This window comes from Ruegeria profundi, assembly GCF_049800715.1.
GTDB lineage: Bacteria > Pseudomonadota > Alphaproteobacteria > Rhodobacterales > Rhodobacteraceae > Ruegeria > Ruegeria profundi_A.
On record NZ_JBNAFO010000013.1, the window covers coordinates 125,987 to 148,468 of the forward strand.

The 22,482-nt window shown below is 58.3% G+C and carries 17 protein-coding genes; 6 read left to right on the forward strand and 11 right to left on the reverse strand.

What is annotated here, in order from left to right; all coding sequences use genetic code 11:
- The 6 genes from ACP15L_RS19030 to ACP15L_RS19055 form a co-directional block, all read right to left on the reverse strand.
- Positions 1 to 765, reverse strand: a complete 765-nt coding sequence (locus ACP15L_RS19030) for an SDR family NAD(P)-dependent oxidoreductase (protein WP_425085380.1) — start codon at positions 763 to 765, stop codon at positions 1 to 3.
- Positions 765 to 2,474, reverse strand: coding sequence for an IlvD/Edd family dehydratase (locus tag ACP15L_RS19035; RefSeq protein WP_425085381.1), 1,710 nt, complete (start codon positions 2,472 to 2,474; stop codon positions 765 to 767). Before ACP15L_RS19035 ends, ACP15L_RS19030 begins: the two co-directional genes overlap by 1 nt.
- 55 nt (positions 2,475 to 2,529) lie before the next feature.
- The gene (locus ACP15L_RS19040; RefSeq protein ID WP_425085382.1) at positions 2,530 to 3,870 is read right to left on the reverse strand and encodes an alpha-glucosidase/alpha-galactosidase; all 1,341 of its coding nucleotides are present in this window, start codon (positions 3,868 to 3,870) and stop codon (positions 2,530 to 2,532) included.
- 22 nt (positions 3,871 to 3,892) lie between these two features.
- The gene (locus ACP15L_RS19045) at positions 3,893 to 4,741 is read right to left on the reverse strand and encodes a carbohydrate ABC transporter permease (protein ID WP_170377452.1); all 849 of its coding nucleotides are present in this window, start codon (positions 4,739 to 4,741) and stop codon (positions 3,893 to 3,895) included.
- A 1-nt stretch (position 4,742) separates the two neighbouring features.
- The gene (locus ACP15L_RS19050; protein WP_425085383.1) at positions 4,743 to 5,666 is read right to left on the reverse strand and encodes a carbohydrate ABC transporter permease; all 924 of its coding nucleotides are present in this window, start codon (positions 5,664 to 5,666) and stop codon (positions 4,743 to 4,745) included.
- Between the two features lie 93 nt (positions 5,667 to 5,759).
- Positions 5,760 to 7,019 carry an ABC transporter substrate-binding protein gene (locus ACP15L_RS19055; protein WP_170472615.1) on the reverse strand — a complete coding sequence of 420 codons (1,260 nt, stop codon included), beginning with the start codon at positions 7,017 to 7,019 and terminating at the stop codon, positions 5,760 to 5,762.
- A gap of 149 nt (positions 7,020 to 7,168) precedes the next feature.
- On the opposite strand from ACP15L_RS19055, the gene ACP15L_RS19060 reads away from it, so the two are divergent.
- From ACP15L_RS19060 to ACP15L_RS19075, 4 genes are all read left to right on the forward strand, one after another.
- On the forward strand, positions 7,169 to 7,975 hold the full coding sequence (locus ACP15L_RS19060) for an IclR family transcriptional regulator (RefSeq protein WP_425085384.1): 807 nt from the start codon (positions 7,169 to 7,171) through the stop codon (positions 7,973 to 7,975).
- Entirely contained in the window at positions 7,972 to 9,030 is a 1,059-nt protein-coding gene (locus ACP15L_RS19065; protein ID WP_425085385.1) for an ABC transporter ATP-binding protein, read from the forward strand. The genes ACP15L_RS19060 and ACP15L_RS19065 overlap by 4 nt, the downstream gene beginning before the upstream one ends.
- A gap of 123 nt (positions 9,031 to 9,153) precedes the next feature.
- A complete protein-coding gene (locus tag ACP15L_RS19070) occupies positions 9,154 to 10,185 on the forward strand; it encodes a trans-3-hydroxy-L-proline dehydratase (protein WP_425085386.1) in 1,032 nt (343 codons plus the stop codon).
- A 222-nt stretch (positions 10,186 to 10,407) separates the two neighbouring features.
- Positions 10,408 to 12,621, forward strand: a complete 2,214-nt coding sequence (locus tag ACP15L_RS19075) for an NADP-dependent isocitrate dehydrogenase (protein WP_425085387.1) — start codon at positions 10,408 to 10,410, stop codon at positions 12,619 to 12,621.
- Between the two features lie 376 nt (positions 12,622 to 12,997).
- Here ACP15L_RS19075 and ACP15L_RS19080 read toward each other — a convergent pair whose 3' ends face one another.
- From ACP15L_RS19080 to ACP15L_RS19100, 5 genes are all read right to left on the reverse strand, one after another.
- Complete coding sequence (locus ACP15L_RS19080; RefSeq protein WP_425085388.1) at positions 12,998 to 15,418, reverse strand: GcvT family protein; 2,421 nt, start codon at positions 15,416 to 15,418, stop codon at positions 12,998 to 13,000.
- 195 nt (positions 15,419 to 15,613) lie between these two features.
- Positions 15,614 to 15,853 carry a hypothetical protein gene (locus ACP15L_RS19085; RefSeq protein WP_425085389.1) on the reverse strand — a complete coding sequence of 80 codons (240 nt, stop codon included), beginning with the start codon at positions 15,851 to 15,853 and terminating at the stop codon, positions 15,614 to 15,616.
- 2 nt (positions 15,854 to 15,855) lie between these two features.
- Entirely contained in the window at positions 15,856 to 17,307 is a 1,452-nt protein-coding gene (locus ACP15L_RS19090; RefSeq protein ID WP_425085390.1) for an aldehyde dehydrogenase family protein, read from the reverse strand.
- Positions 17,304 to 18,461: an aromatic ring-hydroxylating oxygenase subunit alpha gene (locus ACP15L_RS19095; protein ID WP_425085391.1), complete on the reverse strand. Its 1,158-nt coding sequence runs from the start codon at positions 18,459 to 18,461 to the stop codon at positions 17,304 to 17,306. Before ACP15L_RS19095 ends, ACP15L_RS19090 begins: the two co-directional genes overlap by 4 nt.
- Before the next feature lie 104 nt (positions 18,462 to 18,565).
- The gene (locus ACP15L_RS19100) at positions 18,566 to 19,471 is read right to left on the reverse strand and encodes a LysR substrate-binding domain-containing protein (protein WP_425085392.1); all 906 of its coding nucleotides are present in this window, start codon (positions 19,469 to 19,471) and stop codon (positions 18,566 to 18,568) included.
- 256 nt (positions 19,472 to 19,727) lie between these two features.
- Between ACP15L_RS19100 and ACP15L_RS19105 the strand changes: the two genes are divergently transcribed.
- Together ACP15L_RS19105 and ACP15L_RS19110 are read left to right on the forward strand one after the other, a co-directional pair.
- Entirely contained in the window at positions 19,728 to 20,672 is a 945-nt protein-coding gene (locus tag ACP15L_RS19105; protein ID WP_425085393.1) for a PDR/VanB family oxidoreductase, read from the forward strand.
- 71 nt (positions 20,673 to 20,743) lie between these two features.
- The coding region (locus tag ACP15L_RS19110) for a BCCT family transporter (RefSeq protein ID WP_425085060.1) at positions 20,744 to 22,482 on the forward strand (1,739 nt) is incomplete at its 3' end.

Here is a 22,482-nt window from a genome sequence, read left to right on the forward strand (position 1 = left end):
CTACCCCGTTACCACGACGCCACCATCGGCAACCATGCATTGTCCGGTCATGGCGTGGCTGGCGTCCGAGGCCAGAAACAAGGTGGGTCCGATCATGTCGTCGGGCTTTAGATGTTCTTTCAGGCATTGGCGATCCAAATGTGCCGCCAAATCTTCGGGCGTGGCCCACATGTCCATCTGCTTTTGCGTCAGAACCCAACCGGGGGCCAGTGCGTTGACGCGGATGCGTTTCGGTCCAAGCTCGCGCGCCAGCGAGCGGGTCATCCCGGTGATGCCCGCGTTAGATGTCGTGTAGATCGGATAGCCCGCGTTGCCCATCATGTAGCTGATCGAGCTGAAATTGATGATCGAGCCGCCATTCTCCATCTGCCGCGCGGCTTCCTGACAGGCGAAATAATAGGCCTTCAGGTTAACCTCGATCATCCAGTCCCAGAATTCAGAGGTAGTCTCATCCAGTGAGTGGCGCTGATCGTTGGCGGCGTTATTGACGAGTACTTTGATCGGTCCATGGGCCTCGGCGGCCTTCTGCATTGTTGCGTGCAACAGTTCCGTGTCGGTCATATCGCCTTGCATGAACAGGGGCGCACGACCGTGTTTGGCACGCATTTCTTCCACGAAGGCGCTTGCGTCCGAGCGGCCGATAAAGGCCACGTTGGCCCCTTGCGCCATGAACCCGTCGGTCAGCGAAGCGCCAACGCCCGAGCCACCACCGGTGATATAGACTGAGGCCCCTTTGAGGTCTTGGAATACAGCAGGTTGGTCCATTAGTGGCTCTCTCTTGTAACGAGGCGTGTGTCTTTGCCGACAAGGAAATCAAGGTCAGCGCCCTGATCGGCTTGCAGCACGTGGTCGATGTAAAGTCGGGCGTAACCGCGCGTGTAATGCGGCGCCTCCGGCTGCCAAGCCGCGCGGCGAGTGCCGAGTTCTGCCTCATCGACCAGCAGCTCAAGCTCTCCCTTACTGGCGGAGACGCGGATGCGGTCGCCGGTCTTGACCAATGCCAATGTGCCACCGGCCTGCGCCTCGGGGCTGACATGCAGGATGACAGTACCGAAGGCGGTGCCGGACATGCGCGCGTCCGAAATGCGGATCATGTCGCGCACGCCTTCTTTCACCAGTTTCGCCGGGACCGGCATGTTGCCGACCTCAGGCATGCCGGGATAGCCCTTGGGCCCGCACCCTTTGAGAACCAGAATGGTCTCGGGCGTCACAGGCAGGTCTTCGCGTTCGATATTGGCCTTCAAGTCTTCGATGTTTTCGAAAACAAAGGCTTCGGCCTCGGTTTCCAGCAACTCATCCGTTGCTGCCGAAGGTTTTACGATCGCCCCGTTCGGCGCAAGGTTGCCGTGCAGAACGCGCAGACCGGCTGCGGGCTTCACCGGGTCATCGAAGGGGCGGATCACATCGGGGTTGTAGCATTCTGCCCCGTCGTAGTGAGCCGAGATATCTTTGTTCAGAACTGTCTTGGCAGGGCGCAAGAATGACTTGAGTTCATTCAAAACCACAGGCACGCCGCCCGCGTAGCAGAAATCCTCCATCAAGTATGTGCCAGACGGCATGCAGTTGACCAACAGGGGAATCTCGGAGCCGATTTCAAAGTCCTTTAGCGTCAGATCCACACCAACCCGACCTGCCAGCGCCAGCAGGTGAACCACGGCGTTGGTCGAGCCGCCCACGGCGGCATTGGCTAGAATGGCATTCTCGAAGGCTTCCTTGGTCAGGATGTCAGAGGGTTTGAGGTCTTCGTCCACCATCTCGACAATCCGCTTGCCGGTCAGGTGTGCCAGCGCCATGCGGCGGGCGTCAACGGCGGGCAGGGCGGCGTTGGTTGGCAGCGACATTCCCATGGCTTCAACCAGCGAGGCCATGGTTGAGGCCGTACCCATCGTCATACAAACCCCGGCGCTGCGTGACATGCCGGATTCAGCGTTCATGAAATCCTGCAGCGTCATCTCACCTGCGCGGACTTCTTCAGAGAACTTCCAGACATCGGTGCCCGATCCGATATCCTTGCCCTTGAACTTGCCGTTCAGCATCGGCCCGGAACTTACCACGATCGAGGGCAGATCGACCGAGGCCGCGCCCATCAGCTGCCCCGGCGTAGTCTTGTCACATCCGCCCAGCAGAACAACGCCGTCAATGCCGTAGGCGCGGATGGATTCCTCAACATCCATGGCCAGCAGATTGCGGAACAGCATGGCGGTGGGCTTCATCTGGGTCTCGCCCAGCGACATGACCGGGAATTCGACCGGGAAGCCCCCAGCCTCCCACACACCGCGCTTCACGCCTTCGGCCAGATCTCGCAAGCCCGAGTTGCAGGGCGTCAGTTCAGACCACGTGTTGCAGATGCCAATGATGGGGCGCCCGTCAAAGGCGTGGTCAGGGAAGCCTTGGTTTTTCATCCAGGAACGGTGGATGAACCCGTCTTTGTCGAGTTTTCCGTACCAATGAGATGAGCGGCGTTTCTTTGTCATTCTGGCTTTGGTTCTTTGGCTGAGGCTGGAATTGAGGTTCGTGATGAATTGAAGATCATGCGGCGCGAAGTGGGCGGCACCAGTCGGGCAGCCAGTCCGAATGCGCGGTCAGAAGGTCCGTGACAAGGCTGCGGATCTGGCGCAGATCCAGCTCGGCCGCGGTATGCGGATCCATCATGGCGGCATGGTAAATGTATTCGGCGTTTTGCTCGGTCAGCGCCCGGACGGTCAGTTCTTGGACGTTGATTTGGGTGCGCATCAACGCCACCAACTGCGGCGGTATGTCGGTAACGACCGAGGGCTGAACGCCGTTTGAATCGACCAGACAAGGGGTTTCCACCGCAGCGCCCAAGGGCAATTGCGGGATCTGACCCGTATTGGGCAGGTTTCCATAGGCCGTATAGGGCGTGTCCGTGACGACGGCGTTCATCAGGTCCGCCGCGAATTCGTGGCTGCGAATAACCGAGACATCGCGCCCGTCTGTAAGTGTCTTAGCCTGTTCTTTCCAATCCGCGACCTGCTCGACACAGCGGGTTGGGTATTCATCCAGCGGAATCGAGAACTGTTCAATCAGGTCTTGCCGACCGTCCTTGATGAACCACGGCACATATTCTGCCAGATGTTCCGAGCTCTCGGTGCAGAAATAGCCTAAGTGGTCCATCACCTCATACCGAACCTTGTTGGGGCAGCGCGGCATCAACAGAGGTGGTTTCGGCAGAGCACCATGCGCATAGCCCCGGCGTAAGGCGGGGTAGAGGTCGCGGCCCTTATGATCCAGCCGCAGGAAGAAGGCCACGTGGTTCACGCCTGCGACCTTGTAGCGGATCTCATCCTTGGGCAGGTCCAGATCATGGGCAAGTTCTTCGACCGTATTCTGGACGGAGTGGCATAGGCCGACATGCTTCAGGTCCGGGAATTGCTCGGCCAGAGCCCAGGTATTGATTGCCATCGGGTTCACATATTGCAACAGCGTCGCATTCGGGCAGAGCTGCATCATATCCTGAGCCACGCCCCACAGAACTGGAACGGTGCGTAGCCCGCGCATGATGCCTCCGATCCCGAGCGTATCCGCGATTGTCTGGCGCAACCCGTATTGCTTGGGAATCTCGAAATCCGTCACCGTGCAGGGTTCGTACCCGCCGACCTGAAAGGCGGTGATGACGAAATCGGCCCCTTCCAGTGCCGCGCGGCGTTCAGTGTGGGTGGTCACCGTTGCGCCGGTGCCGACCGAACGGATCATGGCCCGCGCTACGTTTTCGCTTTCGGCCAGACGCTGCGGGTCGATATCCATCAGCGCGAAATGGCTGTCGGCAAGCGCAGGGGTCAGCAGCGCATCGCCCACGATATTGCGCATGAATATCGTGGAACCCGCGCCGATAAAGGTGATTTTGGTCATTTTGCAAAACTCTCGTTTGGCGTTATTTAACAGCTCCAAGGGTCAAACCCGCGATGAAGTGTTTCTGCATCAGGAAGAACATGGCCACCGGCGGCAAGGCGGCAACGAGGGAGCCCGCGCTCATCAGCTGATATGCCGCGCGGTACTGCGCGTTGAAACTGGTGATCCCAGCGGTCACAGGTTGGCTTTCGGCCCCTTGGGTGAGGACCACGGCCCAGAAATAGTCGTTCCAGATGAAGGTGAAGATCAGCACGCTCAGCGCCGCGATCGCGGGTTTCATCAGCGGCAGGACCACGTACCAGAAGATACGGACCTCGCTGATGCCTTCGACCCGAGCGGCTTCGATCAGCTCAAAAGGCAGCGCGCGGATGAAGTTTCGCATGAACAGCGTGCAGAACCCGGTCTGGAACGCGATGTGGAACAGGACCAGCCCGGTTTTGGTATTGTAGAGGCCAAGCTCCAAAGTAAGGTCGCGGACTGGAACCATGAGGATCTGGAACGGGACAAAATTGCCCGCCACGAACATGAAGAAGATCCACAGATTCGACTTGAATTTGTAGATCCCCAGCGCGAACCCAGTCATGCAGCTGAGCGCAACCGCCCCTATCACCGTTGGAATGGTGATCATGAATGAGTTCAGCAGATATCGCGGCATGTCCGAGTTGAAGAAGACCTGCCCGTAATTAACCGCGCCCTCAAACCGGGACGGCAGGCCCCAGTAGTTTGCGTTGGTGAAATCCGCCTCGGGCTTGATTGAAAACAAGGCGACAGCAAGCAAGGGACCGAGCCACAGCAGCAGGGCAATGGGCAGCATGGCCTGATAGGTGATCTGCGCCGCGCGGGGTTGTTTTTCGATGGGTTTGGGAAACATCTCAGTGCCCCCTTTCTTCGCGGTACATCGACCACAGGAAGTAGGCGATGAAGCAGAGCATGATGAGGAACAAGATTACGGCGATGGCGGCGCCATATCCCATGCGGAAACCATATTCAGATAGGGCGACCTCGAACATGTAATAGGCCAGCACGCGGGACGACCCGAACGGCCCACCCTGCGTCATGATGGAGATCAGATCGAAGGACCGCAGAGCGCCAATGATCGTCACGACAAAGGCGATAAACGTCGCCGGGCGCAGTTGCGGCAGGATGATGTGCCACAACATCCGCCCGCCTTTTGCACCGTCCAGACGTCCGGCCTCGATCTGTTCGGGGTCCACGGCGTTCAGGCCGGTGAGATACAGGATCATGCAATAGGCCGTCTGCGGCCACAGGCCAGCGACGATGATGCCGTAAGTGACCAGTTTTTCATCTCCCAGCACATTCAGCGGGCCAAGACCAAAGAAACTGAGGAATTCGTTCAGTAGCCCGAATGTCGGATCGTAGAACCATGTGAAAACCAGCCCGACAACGACCTGAGAGATCACGAACGGAAAGAAAAACAGAGACTTGTAGAGTCGAATGCCCCAGACCGTCTGGTTCAGGAATAGGGCGATGAACAGGCCCGCCGGGATCGCTGCCAGATACAGGATCAACCAGATCAGGTTGTTCTTGAGTGAGATGTAGAACGCGTCGCGGTCCACCCACTCCCAATAGAGGTTCTCGTAGTTGCGGAACCCTACATATTCTGCGGCGCCAAGCCCATCCCATTCATAAAGTGACAGGTTGAAGGACTGAAAGACCGGGATGATCACATAGACCATGAAGAACAACAGGCCCGGCGCAAGGAAGAGCCAGGGCGCGATGCGTTGTTGGTTGCGATGGAACCAGCTTTCCTGTTCCGGTGTGTCGACGGCTGACATGGGCTATCTCGGATCTGGGGGCGAAGGCGAGCTTCAGCCCGCCTTGCAATTGAGGAAGGCGTAGGCCGGGTTTTCTACCCGGCCCCTGCCAGATCAGTTGTCGTAGATACGGCTACGAGCGCGTTCCAGTTTGGCCAGAATCTTGTCCAGATTGTCGGGCTTGACCATGAATTCCTGGAAGCCTTCCATAGAGACCTTGGCCATTTCCGCCGGAGCGTCACGATCCCAGAACTGTGCGACACCGCCGGGACTGTTCGAGGACAGCATGGTGAACCCTTGCTGGAGGAACTTGTCATCATCCACCGACGATTGCGCGTTGACCGGCAGCTGACCCAGGTTGGAACCATTGTTGATTTCGGTCTGAACGTCCGGAGACACGACGAAGCGCAGGAACTCGCGCGCGGCTTCCTTGTTCGAAGCGTTGGCCGGGATGTGGAACGTATCGGTCGGGGCGTCCTCGGCAAGTTCAACATCAGGGTTGATCGCAACGAACTGGTAGAAGTCCAGCTGATCGTCGGTCAGACCCGCTTCGCGCAGAGGTGCAACGGCGAAGTTGCCCATCAGATAGGCGGCTGCGTCTCCGTTCACCATGAAGGGCAGGGCTTCCTGCCAGCTATAGGTCTGGTGGTTGTCGATGAAGGCACCCATGTCGACCAGCTGCTTCCAGTTGGCGAAGGTCTGCTTGACGCGATCATCTTCCCAGCTGATTTCACCATTGGCGAGCTGGTTGTGGAAGTCGAACCCGTTGGTGCGCATGTTCAGATAGTCAAACCAGCCACCTGCGGTCCACAGGAACTTGGTCCCGATGGTATAGCAGGCACGGCCCGAATCGATGATCTTCTGGCAGTTCGCCAGCTCTTCTTCCCAGGTGGTCGGCTCGGTCAAGCCCAGTTCGTCAAAGATGTCTTTGCGGTAGTAGACACCCCACTGATAGTAGGTATAGGGCACGCCCCACTGCTTGCCATCAAGGGTCATCGCGCCTTTGGTTGAGGCCAGATTCTCGGCGATCTCAGGCTCGGCCCACAGGTCAGAAACGTCTTCGAACAGACCCGCCTCAACATAAGGCTTCATGCGATTTGCGGCATACCATGTCGCAACATCCGGCGTATCAGCCGTCAGGAAGTTGCGGATTTGCGTCTTATACGCCTCGCGGTCGATCACTGTGGTTTCGATGGCCAGATCCGGGTGCTGAGCCTGAAACTGTTCGATCATCGCTTCCATCGTCGCACGAGGCGCCGGGTTCGAGGTGTCAAGAAAGATGCGCAGTTCGCCGGTCAGTTCGGCGGCAACGGGTGCAGCTAGTGCCACACTCGCCGCCAGTGCGGCAGCGGTGCGCTTGAACATGGAATGCATGGTGTCCTCCCTTAGCTTCCATTTTAGTTCCAAATAGTGAAACCATGTTTTATATATTGAAAACTACACATCGACTCGGCTAGTCTTGTCAAGACCCTCGTGCAAACACCGTGGTTGAACGGGGGTCAAACGGAGGAGAACACACACCCGTGGCTGGTGACGGAACAATAGGCAAAGCATGTGATGTGCTGGAGCACGTGGCCTCGTTCGAGCGCCCGGTGCGGTTTGCGGAACTGCTGGAGAGCAGCAGCTTTCCCAAAGCGACGCTCTATCGCTTTCTGCAATCGCTGACCAATCAGGGCATGCTGGCCTATGAGCCAGACCGCCAGACCTATTCGCCGGGCCTGCGGCTGGTCCGTCTGGCGCATACGGCGTGGACGCAAAGCTCTCTGGCCCCTATCGCACGGCCGTTTCTGGATACACTCAGCTTTGAGACAGGCGAAACGGTGCATCTGGCGCAGCTGGACTCCAATCAGGTGCTGTATGTTGACAAACGCAACGCTGCGCAGCCGGTCGAGATGTATTCTCAAGCCGGCAAGGTCGGCCCGGCCTATTGCACCGGCGTCGGAAAAGCGATGATGGCGTTTCTGGATGGGCCCGCATTAGATCGCGCCGTATCCCAGCAAAGCTATCACCGTTTCACGGACAAGACGCTGACCTCCGAGGCGGCTTTGCGGGCGGATCTGGAACTGATTCGCAGTCGAGGCTACGCGATCGACGATGAAGAGCATGAGCCCGGCATTATCTGCGTAGCCTGTCCGGTTCTGACTTCCGGTGGGCGCGTTTTGGGCGCAATTTCCGTGACCGGTTCAACCGGGCGGATGGATTTCAATCAACTAGAGGCCTGGGTCCCTCGGGTGCGGCGCGTTGCCGACCAGATCGCGACCGAGGCGCAGGCTTGGCGGTTCCCTGAAACCCGCCCGAATGGACAGAACAACAGGATGCAATCGACATGACAGGTGTAACGCTCAATCAGGCGATCAAACGCTACGGCCAGACTCAGGTGATCCACGGGATTGATCTGGAAATCGAAGACGGTGAGTTTTGTGTGTTCGTCGGCCCCTCGGGCTGCGGCAAGTCCACCCTTTTGCGGATGATTGCGGGGCTTGAGGAGACCTCCGAAGGTCAAATCCATATCGGTGCGCGCGAAGTGACCCATATGGATCCGGCAAAACGCGGCGTGGCGATGGTGTTCCAGACCTACGCTTTGTACCCGCATATGACGGTCGCCGAGAATATGGGTTTTGGCCTGCGCATGAACGGCGTTCCCAAGGCAGAGATCGACCAGAAGGTTCAGGACGCCTCCAGTATTCTGAAACTGGATCAATATTTGAAACGCAAGCCCAAGGCCTTGTCCGGTGGTCAACGTCAGCGAGTCGCCATCGGGCGCGCGATTGTACGCGGCCCCGAAGTATTCCTATTCGACGAACCGCTCTCCAACCTAGATGCCGAGCTTCGGGTTGAGATGCGGGTCGAAATCGCGCGCCTGCATCAAGAGATCGGTGCCACCATGATCTATGTGACCCACGATCAGGTCGAAGCTATGACAATGGCCGACAAGATCGTCGTGCTGCGCGATGGCCGGATAGAGCAGGTGGGTGCACCGATGGACCTGTACCGCGATCCGGACAACCGGTTTGTGGCCGGATTTATCGGCTCGCCAGCGATGAACTTTCTCGAATGCGATTATGCAGACGGACACGTCACGCATCCCGCACTTGGTCAACCGTTGCCGGTATCGGCCCAAGTTCCGGCTGGTGTAAGCAAAGTAACCCTTGGCATGCGGCCCGAACACATCCAGATCGACCGCAGTGCCGACACCTGCACCGTTGATTTGACCGAGGCGTTGGGCGGCGTGTCCTATTCCTATCTGCTGACCCCGAATGGCGACAAGCTGATCGTTGAAGAACGGGCTGACCAACGCAGCACGACAGGCGAAGAGATCGGGATCACGGTCCAACCCGAACGTGCCATGGTGTTCGACCCTGAGACTGGCGTTCGGTTTAGGTAGCAGCGATTCAAGTGCAACCGGGGTGTTTTGAACGCAGGTTTAGGCTTGACCGAAACGGGGTCGTTCTCTGAACTGGCCCACACGAGGCCAGTTGGCCCGACTCATTTCGAGTAGAGAGGCCTCATGCGCAGCGTCAAAACCGTCCACGTGATCTCGGCCCATGCGGAAGGCGAGGTGGGCGACGTCATCGTCGGTGGCGTGCAACCACCACCCGGAGAAACCCTGTGGGATCAACGCACATTCATTGCGCAGGATCAGAGCTTGCGCAATTTCGTGCTGAATGAACCCCGAGGCGGCGTCTTTCGCCATGTCAACTTGCTGGTCCCTCCGAAACATCCGCAGGCGGATGCGGCGTTCATTATCATGGAGCCGGAGGACACGCCGCCCATGTCGGGGTCAAACTCGATCTGTGTCTCCACTGTTCTTTTGGACAGCGGCATCATACCCATGCAAGAACCGGAAACGCATATGACACTCGAGGCTCCCGGCGGTTTGGTACGGGTCCGGGCAGAGTGTCGGGATGGTAAAGCCCAGCGTATCTATGTTCAAAACCTGCCAAGCTTTGCAGACAAGATCGCGGCCCCTCTGGAGGTGCCGGGCCTCGGCACCCTCACCGTGGATACGGCCTATGGAGGGGATAGTTTCGTGGTGGTCGATGCTGAGGTCTTGGGGTTCGAAATTGTCGAGGCCGAGGCCCGTGATATTGCCCGTCTGGGCGTTGCCATCACCAATGCCGCCAATGATCAGCTCGGCTTTACCCATCCGCAAAACGCGGCTTGGGATCATATCTCTTTCTGCGCGTTTTGCGGGCCTTTGCAGGCAACCGAAACCGGACTGGCCGGAAAATCCGCGGTTGCGATCCAGCCCGGCAAAGTCGACCGTTCACCAACCGGAACGGCGGTCTCGGCGCGCATGGCCCTGATGGCCGCGAAGGGCCAGATGAAGATCGGGCAGGTTTTTGAGGCCGTTTCGATCATCGGATCGCGTTTTACCGGCCGGATTGTCGAAGACGCCAAGGTCGGGGACCGCGCGGCCATCATCCCCGAGATCAGCGGCCGAGGCTGGATCACCGGCGTTCATCAGCACATGCTGGACCCGGATGACCCATGGCCTGGCGGATATCGGCTAAGTGATACCTGGGGCGTTGGGCGCTGAAGGGCGCGCAATCACAGACCCATCGGCGTGTTTTTCCCCAACCGTGGCAATTTGCGCCCCCAGTAGACGATTGATCCCAACGCAAACCTGATTTAAGGGAAGCCCTGTCAAATCAGAGTCACTCAGGGGTGTTATGTCATTCGCGCCCCTCCCGCGCCGCAATAAAGCGGCCCGAACTCTTGCAGCGATTGCCCCTAAAAGGCTTAAAAAAGGTGAAAGAATATGGCAGATAAATCGAACTTCGACATATTGTATACCATTGTAGACGAAGCGCCTGAGCTGGCCAGCGCCTCATTCCTGCCCATCATTCGTAAATTCGCCTCGGCGGCGGGTGTCAGCGTTGGCACCAAAGATATTTCGCTTGCAGGCCGTATCATTTCGACCTTCCCAGAAAAGCTGACCGACGCGCAACGCATCACCGATGATCTTGCCGCATTGGGCGATCTGGTAAAAACGCCCGACGCCAACGTAATCAAACTGCCAAACATCTCGGCCTCGGTTCCTCAGCTTGTCGCCGCAATCGAAGAGCTGCAATCGCAGGGATACGACATCCCGAACTACCCCGAAGAGCCTTCGAGTGACGAAGAAAAGACGATCCGCGCGCGCTATGACGCGATCAAAGGCTCGGCTGTGAACCCGGTTCTGCGCGAAGGCAACAGCGACCGCCGTGCGGCGCGTGCGGTGAAGAACTACGCCCAGAAGAACCCTCATTCGATGGGGGAATGGGTGTCGGACAGCAAGACCAAAGTGTCTTCGATGTCCGGCGATGATTTCTATGCCAATGAGAAATCGGCGACGATCACCGCAGCACAAGCCGGCGATGCGAAGATCGAATTTGTCGGCAAAGATGGCAGCGTTACCGTGCTGAAAGACGGCTGGCCGCTGGAAGAGGGCACCGTTGCCGATGCGACTTTCATGTCAGTCAAGGCGCTGTCGTCCTTCCTGGCCGATGCCATTGAGGACACCAAGAAAGACGGCACCATGTTCTCGCTGCACATGAAAGCGACGATGATGAAGGTCAGCGACCCGATCATCTTCGGCTATGCCGTACGCGCGTGGCTGTCCCCTGTGTTCGAAAAATTCGGCGCAGAGCTTGAGACCCTAGGTGTCAACCCGAACTCGGGTCTGGGGGATCTGCTGGACCGCGTGAAGGACAATGCCGACATCGTGGCTGCCATCGACGCCCTCAAGGGTGACCGTCCGTCGATGTATATGGTCGACTCGGACCGTGGCATCACCAACCTGCACGTTCCGTCCGATGTGATCATCGATGCCTCGATGCCCGCTGTTATCCGCGCAGGCGGCAAAGGCTGGGATGAAACCGGAGCCAAAGGCGACACCAATTGCGTGATTCCCGATCGCTGCTACGCGTCGGTTTATGACGAATCCATCAATTTCTTCAAAGCCAATGGCGCGCTGAACCCGGCCACTGCTGGTGCGGTGGCCAACGTTGGCCTGATGGCTCAAAAGGCCGAAGAGTACGGCTCGCACCCGACCACGTTCCAGGCACCTGCGGATGGCACAATCCGCGTTGTTCTGGCCAATGGCGAAACGTTGCATTCGCATGAGGTCGAGGCCGGAGACATCTGGCGGGCCTGCACAGTGAAAAAAGCGCCCATCGAGAACTGGATCCAATTGGCAATGGATCGTCAGCGCCTGACCGGATCCGAGGCGATCTTCTGGCTGGACGCAAACCGCGCCCATGATGCCGAGTTGATCCAATATGTTAAGCCCGCGCTGGAAGCGGCTGGTGTTGCTGATAAATTCCTGATCATGGCCCCACGTGAAGCAACGCGTCAGTCGCTGGAGACTATTACCGCCGGAAATGACAGCATCGCCATCACCGGCAACGTGCTGCGGGACTATCTGACCGACCTGTTCCCAATCCTGGAACTGGGCACCTCGGCCAAGATGCTGTCGATCGTCAAACTGATGAACGGCGGTGGTCTGTTCGAGACCGGCGCAGGTGGGTCCGCTCCAAAGCACGTGCAACAACTGGTTGAAGAAAACCACCTGCGGTGGGATTCGATGGGCGAATTCTGTGCGCTGGGTGAATCTCTGAACTTCCTCGCCGACAGCAAGGGCAACGCCAAAGCAGGTGTTCTGGGTGCTGCGGCCGAGGCGGCAACGCAGGGCATTCTGGACAACAACCGGTCCCCCAGCCGTAAGGTTGGCCAGCCGGACAACCGTGACAGCCATTACTGGTTCGCGCGCTATTGGGCCGAAGCGCTGGCCGCGCAGTCGGATGATGCGGAACTGGCAGCTGAATTTGCCCCGCTTGCAACTTCTCTGGCGGACAAGGAAGAGCAAATTCTGGGTGAGCTTGCCTCGGCCCAGGGTGGGGCTGCCGATCTAGGTGGGTACTACCACACCGACCCTGCCAAAACAGCGGCTGTGATGCGTCCGAGTGCGACGCTGAACGCCATCATCGGCTAAGAAAACGACCCGCGCCTTAGTGGCGCGGGTCTTTCCCACTGGTGCGGAAACCTGACCAGTTTTTCCTTTCGCTTCAGACTGTTGCGAAACTTTTCCCGCGAGACGTGACTAAAACTGCATGATCTACGGGATTCCCCCAATACACTGATCCGTCCCCGCTTGATAACTTGTCCAAGACAAGAGATTCACCGGTGAGGCCTTCGGGCCTATCACTCACTCGAAAATGGCCAGCATTTGGGGTGCTGGCCATTTGTTTGTCTGAAATCTGCTTGCGCTTAGCTGGGTTGAATGCGCCTTTGCAGTGCCACGCGACATTAGTGCAGAAATGAAAAAGCCAGCCCAGAGAAGGACTGGCTTAAACTTGATTGTTCGACGTTTAGCCCCGAAGGACTTTACCCGCTGCGTCAAAGGGCGGCTCGTGCAGGATGGTGGCTTTGTGAGGTTGGCCCAGAACCATAACCTCAACCTCGTCTCCGGGTTGGGCGTTTTTGACGTAACCCAAAGCCAGCGACATACCGACGGTATAGCCATAGGTGCCCGAGGTGACCCGACCGATGCCTTCGCCGTCCTTGAAGATCGGCTCACCGCCAGTGGCGTCCGCGTTGGAGGCCGTCACGTCGGCCTCATCCAGGTGCAACAAGACCAACTGTTCACGTGCGGGGTTTTCCAGCATTTTCTGGGCGGCGTCCTTGTTGAGGAAATCCTTCTCGAACTTGCACAGACGATCCAGACCCACCTCATGCGGCCAGTATTCGGGGCTGTATTCGCGGCTCCACGAGCCATAACCCTTTTCCACGCGCATCGACATCAGGGCACGGCTACCAACCGGGCCTGCGCCGAACTCTTTGCCCGCCTCAAGCAGAGCATCGTAAAGGCGCGCCTGATCTTCGGTCTTGCAGTGCAGCTCCCACCCCAGATCGCCTGTGAAGGAGACACGCAGGGCCAGAAGTTCAACGCCTGCTAGCTCGATCTTGGCTGAGCGCATGAAGGGGAAGTCCTCATTCGCCAGCGATGTGTTGGTCAGCCGCTGCAGGATCTCACGCGATTTCGGACCGGCGACGTTGAAGCCGCACATAGCCTCGGTGTGGCTTTCAAGTGTGGTGCCATCGGGCAGGGGGACCTGCTTGAAGAAGCGCTTGTGATAACGTTCGGCCATCCCCGATCCGACAACCCAGAACTCATCCTCGGCCACGCGGGTAACGGTGAAGTCCCCGGCAATGCCACCGCGTTTTGAGATCAGCGGGGTCAGGCAGGACCGGCCGATCGCCTTGGGCATGTTGTTGGCGAAGACCGCATTCAACCAATCCGCAGCGCCGGGGCCTTTGCAGATGTATTTGGCAAAGTTCGAAATATCGATGATGCCCGCACGCTCGCGCAGCATCTTGCATTCTTCGCCAACCGGGGCCCACCAGTTCTGACGGGTGAAGCCGTTTGTATCGACGACGCCCGGCTCATCAGCGAACCACAGCGGGTGTTCCCAACCGACGTTTAGGCCAAAGACAGCACCCATGGCTTTCTGCGTCTCGTAGATAGGGCGCACGCGGGCAGGGCGGCCTGCGCTGCGTTCTTCGTTCGGGAAGTGAATGGCGAAACGGTGCGCGTATTGGTCTTGCACCTTGGCCTTGGTGAATTCCTTGGTGGCCCAGGTGTCAAAGCGCGCCATGTCCCATGCGAACATGTCGTATTGGGTTTCCCCTTCGATGATCCACTGTGCCGCCATCAGGCCCATGCCGCCCGACTGCGAGAATCCTGGGATAATGCCGTTGCAGCAGAAATAACCATCAACCTCGGGTACTGGTCCCATCAGCACGTTAGAGTCAGGAGACCAGATCATCGGGCCGTTGATAACGCGCTTGATCCCGGCCTCAGCCACTGCGGGCAGACGTTCGATCGCGTTCATCATGTTCTCTTCGATCCGCTCCAGATCGTCGGGGAAGAGGTCATGGGCGAAGTCCAGAGGCGTGCCTTCCTCGGCCCAGAACTTCATGTCCTTTTCATAGGCGCCGACCAACAGGCCGTTGCCTTCCTGACGCAGATAATACTCGCCATCGCGGTCCGAGACAGAGGGCAGGCGGGTGCCGTGGCCTTCGACGTCAGACATCGCCTCGGTCACGAAATATTGGTGTTCGGTGGGCTGCAGCGGCAACTCGATGCCAGCCAGCTTGGCCACCTCGCGGCCCCAGAGGCCTGCCGCGTTCACGACCCAAGGCGTTTTGATGTCACCTTTGGGCGTTTTGACGATCCAGGTGCCGTCTTCCTGCTGTTCGGTCGCGGTGACGGGGGTGAAACGATGGATCTCGGCCCCACGCTGGCGGGCACCGACCGCATAGGCGTTGGTCACGCCCGACGGGTCAACATTGCCGCCATCGGGTTCGAACATAACGCAACGGATGCCTTCGTAATTGACCAGCGGGTTCAGCTTCTGCGCCTCTTCAATGCTGATCTCATAGAAGTTCATGCCATAAAGCTTGGCTTTGGCCGCCTGCAGCTTGAGTTGATGTTCCCGCTCTTCGGTCTGAGCCAGATACAGCGAGCCGGGCTGGAAGACACCGCAGCTTTGGCCGGTTTCTTCCTCCAGCGAGTTATACAGGTTCATCGTATAGTGCTGGATGCGGCTGATATTGGTGCTGTCATGCAGACCGTGGATGTTGGCTGCCGCATGCCAGGTTGAGCCAGAGGTCAACTCATCCCGCTCCAGCAGGACCACATCGGACCATCCCAATTTGGCCAAATGGTAGAGGATCGAGCAACCGATCACCCCGCCTCCGATTACTACCGCCTGTGCTTCTTCGCGCATTTCATCTTCCTGATTTGCTGTGTCATGTCAGAACCGGTCTTTCGTTAAGAATATGTCGATTCAGACCCATAACTGTTCTAAACGCGTCAACTGAGAACCCGGTTTGACCAGAGACGCAGCCTACATTCACTTCTTGGGGATACGGGGCACCGCCGGGTACCGCATATTATTTCACTTGGACTTTGCCGACATTGCTCAGAACTCCAGTCTGTGGGCGCGGCCATAGTCAGCCAGCCGTTTGTTCAGATTGCTTGCCTCTGGGTGGCGGGATTCCAGTGCAAAGACGAAAGCGTGGGTTAGATAGAAACAGGCGGCATCAATGTCCTGGGCCAGCTCTCGTTCGTCGGCGGCAATCGTATACAGGCGCACAAGAGCCTCTTGGTCGCAATTGGCATGCGCCTCTAGCAGTTCACGGTCTAAGGCTTCGAGATCCATGGCTATACCTTTAGCGAAATGGCGATGTTTTTGGTGCGAACATAGTTGTAGAGCGCCTCAAGCCCCTTTTCGCGACCGAAGCCGGATTTGCCGACGCCACCAAACGGGGTCGAGACACCTCCGGCGAACCATTCGTTGACAAAAACCTGACCTGCCCGCAATTTGCGTGCCACCCGATGGGCGCGGGCGAGATCACGGGTGAAGACGCCCGCGACCAACCCGAATTCGGTGCCATTGGCCATGGCGACGGCTTCTTCTTCGGTATCGAAGGGCGTGAAGCAGGTGACGGGGCCAAAGACCTCCTCCTGCGCGATGCGGCTGGCAGGGTCGACATCGGCCAAAATTGTCGGGGCCATGAAATACCCTTCGCGATCCAGTCGCGCACCGCCGGCTGCGACCCGCGCACCGTCCTGACGGGCGGTCGAGGTGATCTCTTCCACGCGCTGCAGCTGCAGGCTGGACACGACCGGAGTGTGATCAGGGTTCTCGAGCCCGTGGCCGACGCTTAGGCCATTGGCCAGCGCAGCCGCACGTTCAACGGCCTGATCGTAGATCGAGCGATGCACCAACACGCGCGCCATGGCAGAGCAAACCTGACCGGCATTGTAGAATATACCGCTTTTCAGGCTGGACATCAGTGTATCCATATCCGCGTCGTCAAAGGCCACAGCGGCGGATTTGCCGCCAAGCTCCATCAGCGACGGTACCACGTTGTCTCCGGCCGAGCGCAGGATATGCTGGCCGGTTGGGACTGATCCTGTGAACACGATCTGATCCACTTGCGAGCTTGCCACCAGTTTCGCGCCCAGATCCGAGCCGATACCGTTCAGGATCGAAACCGCACCGGTAGGCACCTCGGCGCGTTCCAGCGCGACGCCCAGCATCGCCAGTGCAAGCGGGTCCAGCTCGGGCGATTTGATGATGGTCGAGTTTCCCGCCGCCATGGACGGTGCGAGTGAACGACCGGCGATCGAAACAGGAAAGTTCCACGGCACGATCTGCGCCGACACGCCGTAGGGTTCAAATACGGTGAAATCAGCATAGTCGGGGCCCAACGGGATCGACTTGCCTTCGATCTTATCGGCGACGCCGCCGTAATATTCGAAATACTGAGCCGCCTCGATGAACTCATCCCGGGCCGCGTCCAGTGTTTTGCCGCTTTCACGGCACAGCAACTTTGCCCCTTCATCCGCGAGGTTGCGGATTTCCTGCGCGATGCGGATCATCAGGCGGCCACGCTCGGCCGGCTTCATATCTGCCAAATCACCGCGTTCGAACGAGGCGCGGGCGGCTTCGAGCGCCTGAGCCAGCGACTCCTCACGGGCTTGCGCGCAGTCCGCCACGTGATCCTGATTGCCGGGATCTTCCACCGCGATGGAGGCGCCCTTGTCGCCCTCCACCCACGACCCGGCCAGGAAATTCCTGGCCAAGCCGTCGTTCAGAAAAGTGGTCATGCCTCCGCGCGTGCCTTTTCGATCTGCGTTGCGACCCAGTGGTGGAAGCAATGGGTGGGGCCGTCCATTGCGGGCGAGAAGCGACCACCATCGAATTTGATGCCATGGCGGCCTTTCTGCATGCCTTCGACCACGAAGACGTCCTCTTCAAACACGGTTTTCCAAAGCGCCGCGTTTTGCGCGCGCAGGCCTTCATGTTCGGGGCTGTCTTCGGGTTTCTGAGCATAGTACAGCTCAATCCGCTCGTTCGACCGCTCGTGAGTGATCGGGTCGATGATGAAGGCAAAACCGTGGTCGCGTTGAACGCCCAACAGGGTGTTGGGGTAGACCACGATATACTCCGCGCCTTCGTGCCACTTCTCGCTCAGGCCATCAAAATCAGCCAGTTTCGAGCCGTCTTCCCCTTCGAATTGACGATATACAAGGGTGCCCTGACCCGAGTATTTGCCCAGCTCGTTGATGTTGTAGTGGTCTTCCAGACGGGAATAGCTGTTCAAACCGGGGTGAACCCAGGGCAGGTGGTAGCTTTCGCAGAAGTTTTCGACCGCCAGTTTCCAGTTCGAATCCAGCTCAAGCCGGACCGACGCGCCTGCGCCGCCGTGATACATGGGCTGTTCGAACTCTTCCCAACGCTCCATCAGCTCACCGTGAACTTCTTCGAACTCGGGGGCGTTGCCGTCGACGTTAACAAAGATCACATCGCGCCAGACATAGGAACGGATGCGGATCAGACCCAGTTCCGAGAAATCCAGATCTTCGTGGGTATTCTGACCGGGGCCGCCGACATGAGGGGCAGTGCGCAACTCACCGTTCAGGCCGTAGCACCAGCTGTGGTAGGGGCAGCGGATCGCGCCGCGGATTTTCTGAGGCTTGTCGACCAAGATCATGCCACGGTGGCGGCAGGTGTTCTGGAACACGCCAATCTGACCGTCGCGATCACGGACCATCAGCAGGGGCATGCCAAGGAAATCAATCGGATAGGCATCGCCTGCCTCTGGGATGTCTTTGCCGAATCCGATCCCGGACCAGTTCGCAAACAGGACCGAGTCGCGTTCCTCGGCAAACACTTCAGGGTCGATATAATGCGCGTTCGGCAGCCCCTTTGCTGTGTTTACCGGGGTCAGAACAGACGAAAGCGGTGCATGCTTGTTCATCGGTCACTCCTAAGACTTTTGAATTGGCGTTTTTCTGGGTCTCCATTGGCAGCGCAGAGGCCCTGCATTCAATACTAAAAATCCTAACCGATAGATGAGGGGAGCTAAACCGAATTCTCCTCAAGCTCTTTCAGCAGCCATTCCTTCAAGGCCAGCGCCCCTTCTGACAGGCTATCGTTTTCCCGTTCAACCAGATAGAAGTTATGCGGCGCAGGTATGTTGAAGTCCTCTAAAGCCACAAGTTTCCCGGAATCCAGCATGGGTTTTAGCAAACGCTTCCAGCCGAGGGCGACTCCAGCGCCCTTTCTGGCAACCTGCAGGGCCAGAGCATAGCTGCTTACACGCGCCTGCGTCTGAATACTCTCATTAAACCCTAACGCCTGAAACCAGTCCGTCCATGTGGTCCAGTTGCTGTGTTTGGTTGCAAGGTGAATCAGGCGGTGTTCTGTCAGGTCCCTGAGGTTGGCCCCTTTAAGCTCTTCCGCCAGTTCGGGGCTGCAAACGGGTGTCAAGATATCCCGGTACAGCTTGGTATGCGGCAGAGAGGCATTCGGGTCTTTGCCATACCGAATGAAAAAGTCCACGTCAGAACGATCTGCGAAATAAGTATCCTCGGCCATTTGGTTCACTTTTACGTGCGGATAGTCCTGCCAAAACCGAATGACAGATGGGGACAGCCACAAGGCAGCAACCGCTGTTGTGGACCCCACGGTGACATGATTGTCGGAATCCCCACTGCGAATCTGCTCAAGAACTTTCGAGATTTTCAGGAAAGAGCTTCCCAGTGCCTCTAGCAGCGCCGCGCCATCCTCGGTCAGTTCAACGCCGCGATGCTTACGTATGAAAAGCGGGGATGCCAGCTCGGCCTCCAGCGCTTTGATCTGATGACTGACAGCGCCGGGCGTGACGGACAATTCGCTTGCAGCAACCTTGAAGCTGAGGTGCCGGGCGGCAGCCTCGAAGGCAGAAAGCGAGGCAAGCGGAGGTAGATTGTAGTGGCGTCGCGACATGAGGGATACGTGGCTCTGAGGTTTTTGATTGAGCTACCTTCACCTGAGCGCGAAAAATATTGCAATTGAAAACTATCTTTTTTTCTGCAGTTTTGCGCCCGATGAAGTTCCGCCTTTCTCCAAGGGCGGTATTGCAGTTCTTTGCCCTCCCTCCGAGGCGCGCCCCGACCCAAGCCAGGTAGTAGTCAACACCAAGGCCGACACTATGACCGCCTTTCTGCGGTTCTTTTCGGCGAAAGATAAGATGAGTTGCCCGATGAACACCCAGAAAGCGCGTCTGATCCGAAAAACTGAACTCAGTTCGGACACTTCGGATTTCTGCTTTGAAATCGAACAGGGGCGTTTCACCGGACTTGAACCCGGCGCGCACGTGGATATCCACCTTGGTGACGATCTGGTGCGTCAGTATTCTCTCTGGAGTTGGAGCCAGGACGGTCGCACCCTGAACGTCGCCGTCAAGCGCGAGGATGGTGGTCGCGGGGGGTCGCTGGCCATGCACGCCTTGGAAGAGGGGGTCGAACTCGCCATCGGAGGTCCGCGCAACCACTTCAAGCTTGAAAGCCATGATCGCCACGTGACCCTTATCGCGGGCGGTATTGGTGCCACCCCGATGGTCGCGATGGCGCGTGAGCTGCTGAATCGGGGCCAGGATTTCCGGGTCTATTACTTGGTCCGATCCAAAGATCTAGCCGCGATGGATGACAAGTTTCGCGCTTTGGGTCTGGATGAGTGGTACCATCTGCATTGCGACGACACAGACGGGCAGTTCGATTTGACCGCTGTCATGCAATCCATGCCGATGGGCGCTGATGTCTACACTTGCGGTCCGGAACCGATGCTGAACGCGGTCCTCGAGTCTGGCAGCGCTCTGCGCGGTGGGGCCATTCACTTTGAGCGTTTTGCGGCTGCTTCCGATATCGAGCACGCGCCCAACGACAGCTTTGAGGTCGAGGTCCAGTCGACGGGAGCTGTCTTCAAGGTGTTGAAAGATGAAACCATTCTCGAGGTCCTAAGAACCAACGGAGTTCATGTGGATTTCGGTTGCTCCGAAGGTTTGTGCGGTTCGTGCATGGTGGATGTCGTCGAAGGTGAGGTGGATCACCGGGACGGCATTCTGACTCCCGAGGAACAAGCCTCGAACAGCTACCTATGCACCTGTGTCTCCAGGGCGAAATCGGACCGTCTGGTCCTAGCACTTTAGGAACAGTGCCGTTGCATGCCGGATGGTCCGGGGTGCAACGGCTGCAAAAAACGAAAAATGGGAGGAAATTGATGTCGATTAAAGAACCGTTTACGGATTTGGACATTAAGACCGCGGATAGTGGTTTTTATGAGAATAACAGCGTTCCGATTGCGCTGATCAGTAAGGGTGTGATGGTAGCCCTTGTGCTTTGGGCGCTGATTTTTCCGGCGAACGCGAATAGCACTCTGGGCAGCTGGAACTCTCAGATTCTGGAGGTCTTCAACAGCTTCTACGTGGTCATCGTGGGGCTGTTTTTCTTCTTTCTGGCCATCGTTGCGCTGCTGCCGGCCACCGGCAAGCGGGTGATGGGGACGCCCGGCGAAAAGCCCGAGTTCTCAAATTTCTCATGGTTCTCGATGATGTTTGGGGCGGGTCTGGGTGTGGGCCTGATGGTGTTCGCCACCGCCGAGCCTCTGGGCCTGTGGGGCTCGAACCCCGTGGTTGTCGCTGGCGACGTCCCAGGCAATGAGCCCGAGGCGGTCCAGTCGGCCTATCGCTACACCTATCTGCACTACGGCTTCCACGCCTGGGCGATCTACGTGGTGACCGGCCTGTCGCTGGCCTATTACGCCTATACGCGCAACATGCCGCTGACCATCCGCTCGGCGCTGACGCCGCTGTTCGGCAAGCTGATGAACGGCTTCCTGGGCCATGTGGTCGACGTTCTGGGCGTTGTGGCAACGATCCTGGGTGTGTCGGTCACCATCGGCTATGGCGTCAGCCAGTTCATCGACGGTGTCTATGCGATCACCGGGATGGAGTGGATCATGGACCTCAATGGTGAAGTTCCGGCCCCGTCGAAGGTTGGCCTGATTGCAGGTCTGCTGGTGATCATGGGCCTGTCGATCATCTCGGCCGTGTCGGGTGTTGGACGGGGTGTTAAGTACCTGTCGAACCTGAACTTGGTGCTGTCGATCATCCTGCTGGGCACATTTGTCGTCTTCGGCTCGTTCGTCTTTGCGATGACCACCTATGGCACCGCGCTGGTGGACTACATCCTGCACTTCCTGTCGCTGAGCTTTGGCGCCTACGGCCCGCTCTCGGCCGAGGCGTTTGCAGCGGCTCTACCGGCCGAGGCTCAGGCCCATGCGGATGCCCTGATGGGTGGCGCGACCAATGCCTGGGGCAGCTATGACGGCTTCAAGAGCGGCCTGGAAGGCGCGGCAGCGGAACTCGACGAGGCCACTCTGGCCGCGGCCTATGCCGCCGGTGAGCAGGGTCGTCAGTTTGGCTGGCAGGCAGGCTGGACCACGTTCTACTGGGCCTGGTGGATTGCGTTCTCGCCCTTTGTTGGCCTGTTCCTGGCGCGCATCTCGAAGGGTCGCACCGTGCGTGAGTTCATCCTGGGCTGTGTCTTCGCACCGGCGCTGGTCTGCTTTGCATGGATGACGGTTCTGGGCGGCACCGCGATCGATCTGGAACTGGCCGGTGAAGCCGGAGGCGCGATCATCGGGGCCTCGAACACCAACAAGCTGTTCGTGACGCTGTCCTACATGATCGACGGTGGTCTGTTGTCGATGCTGAACGTGATGTGCGTTGTGCTGATCATGACCTTCCTGGTGACCTCGGCGGATTCGGGCATCCTGGTGATGAACACGATCATGTCGGGCGGCAGCCAGGAGACGGGCATCAAGCACCGCATCATCTGGGGTCTGATCCTGTTGGCGGTGATCGGCGCGCTGATCCTTGCAGCGGGTGAGAACAACCCGATGGACGCTCTGCGCAACGCGATGATCATCGGCGCGCTGCCCTTCACTATGGTGATGGG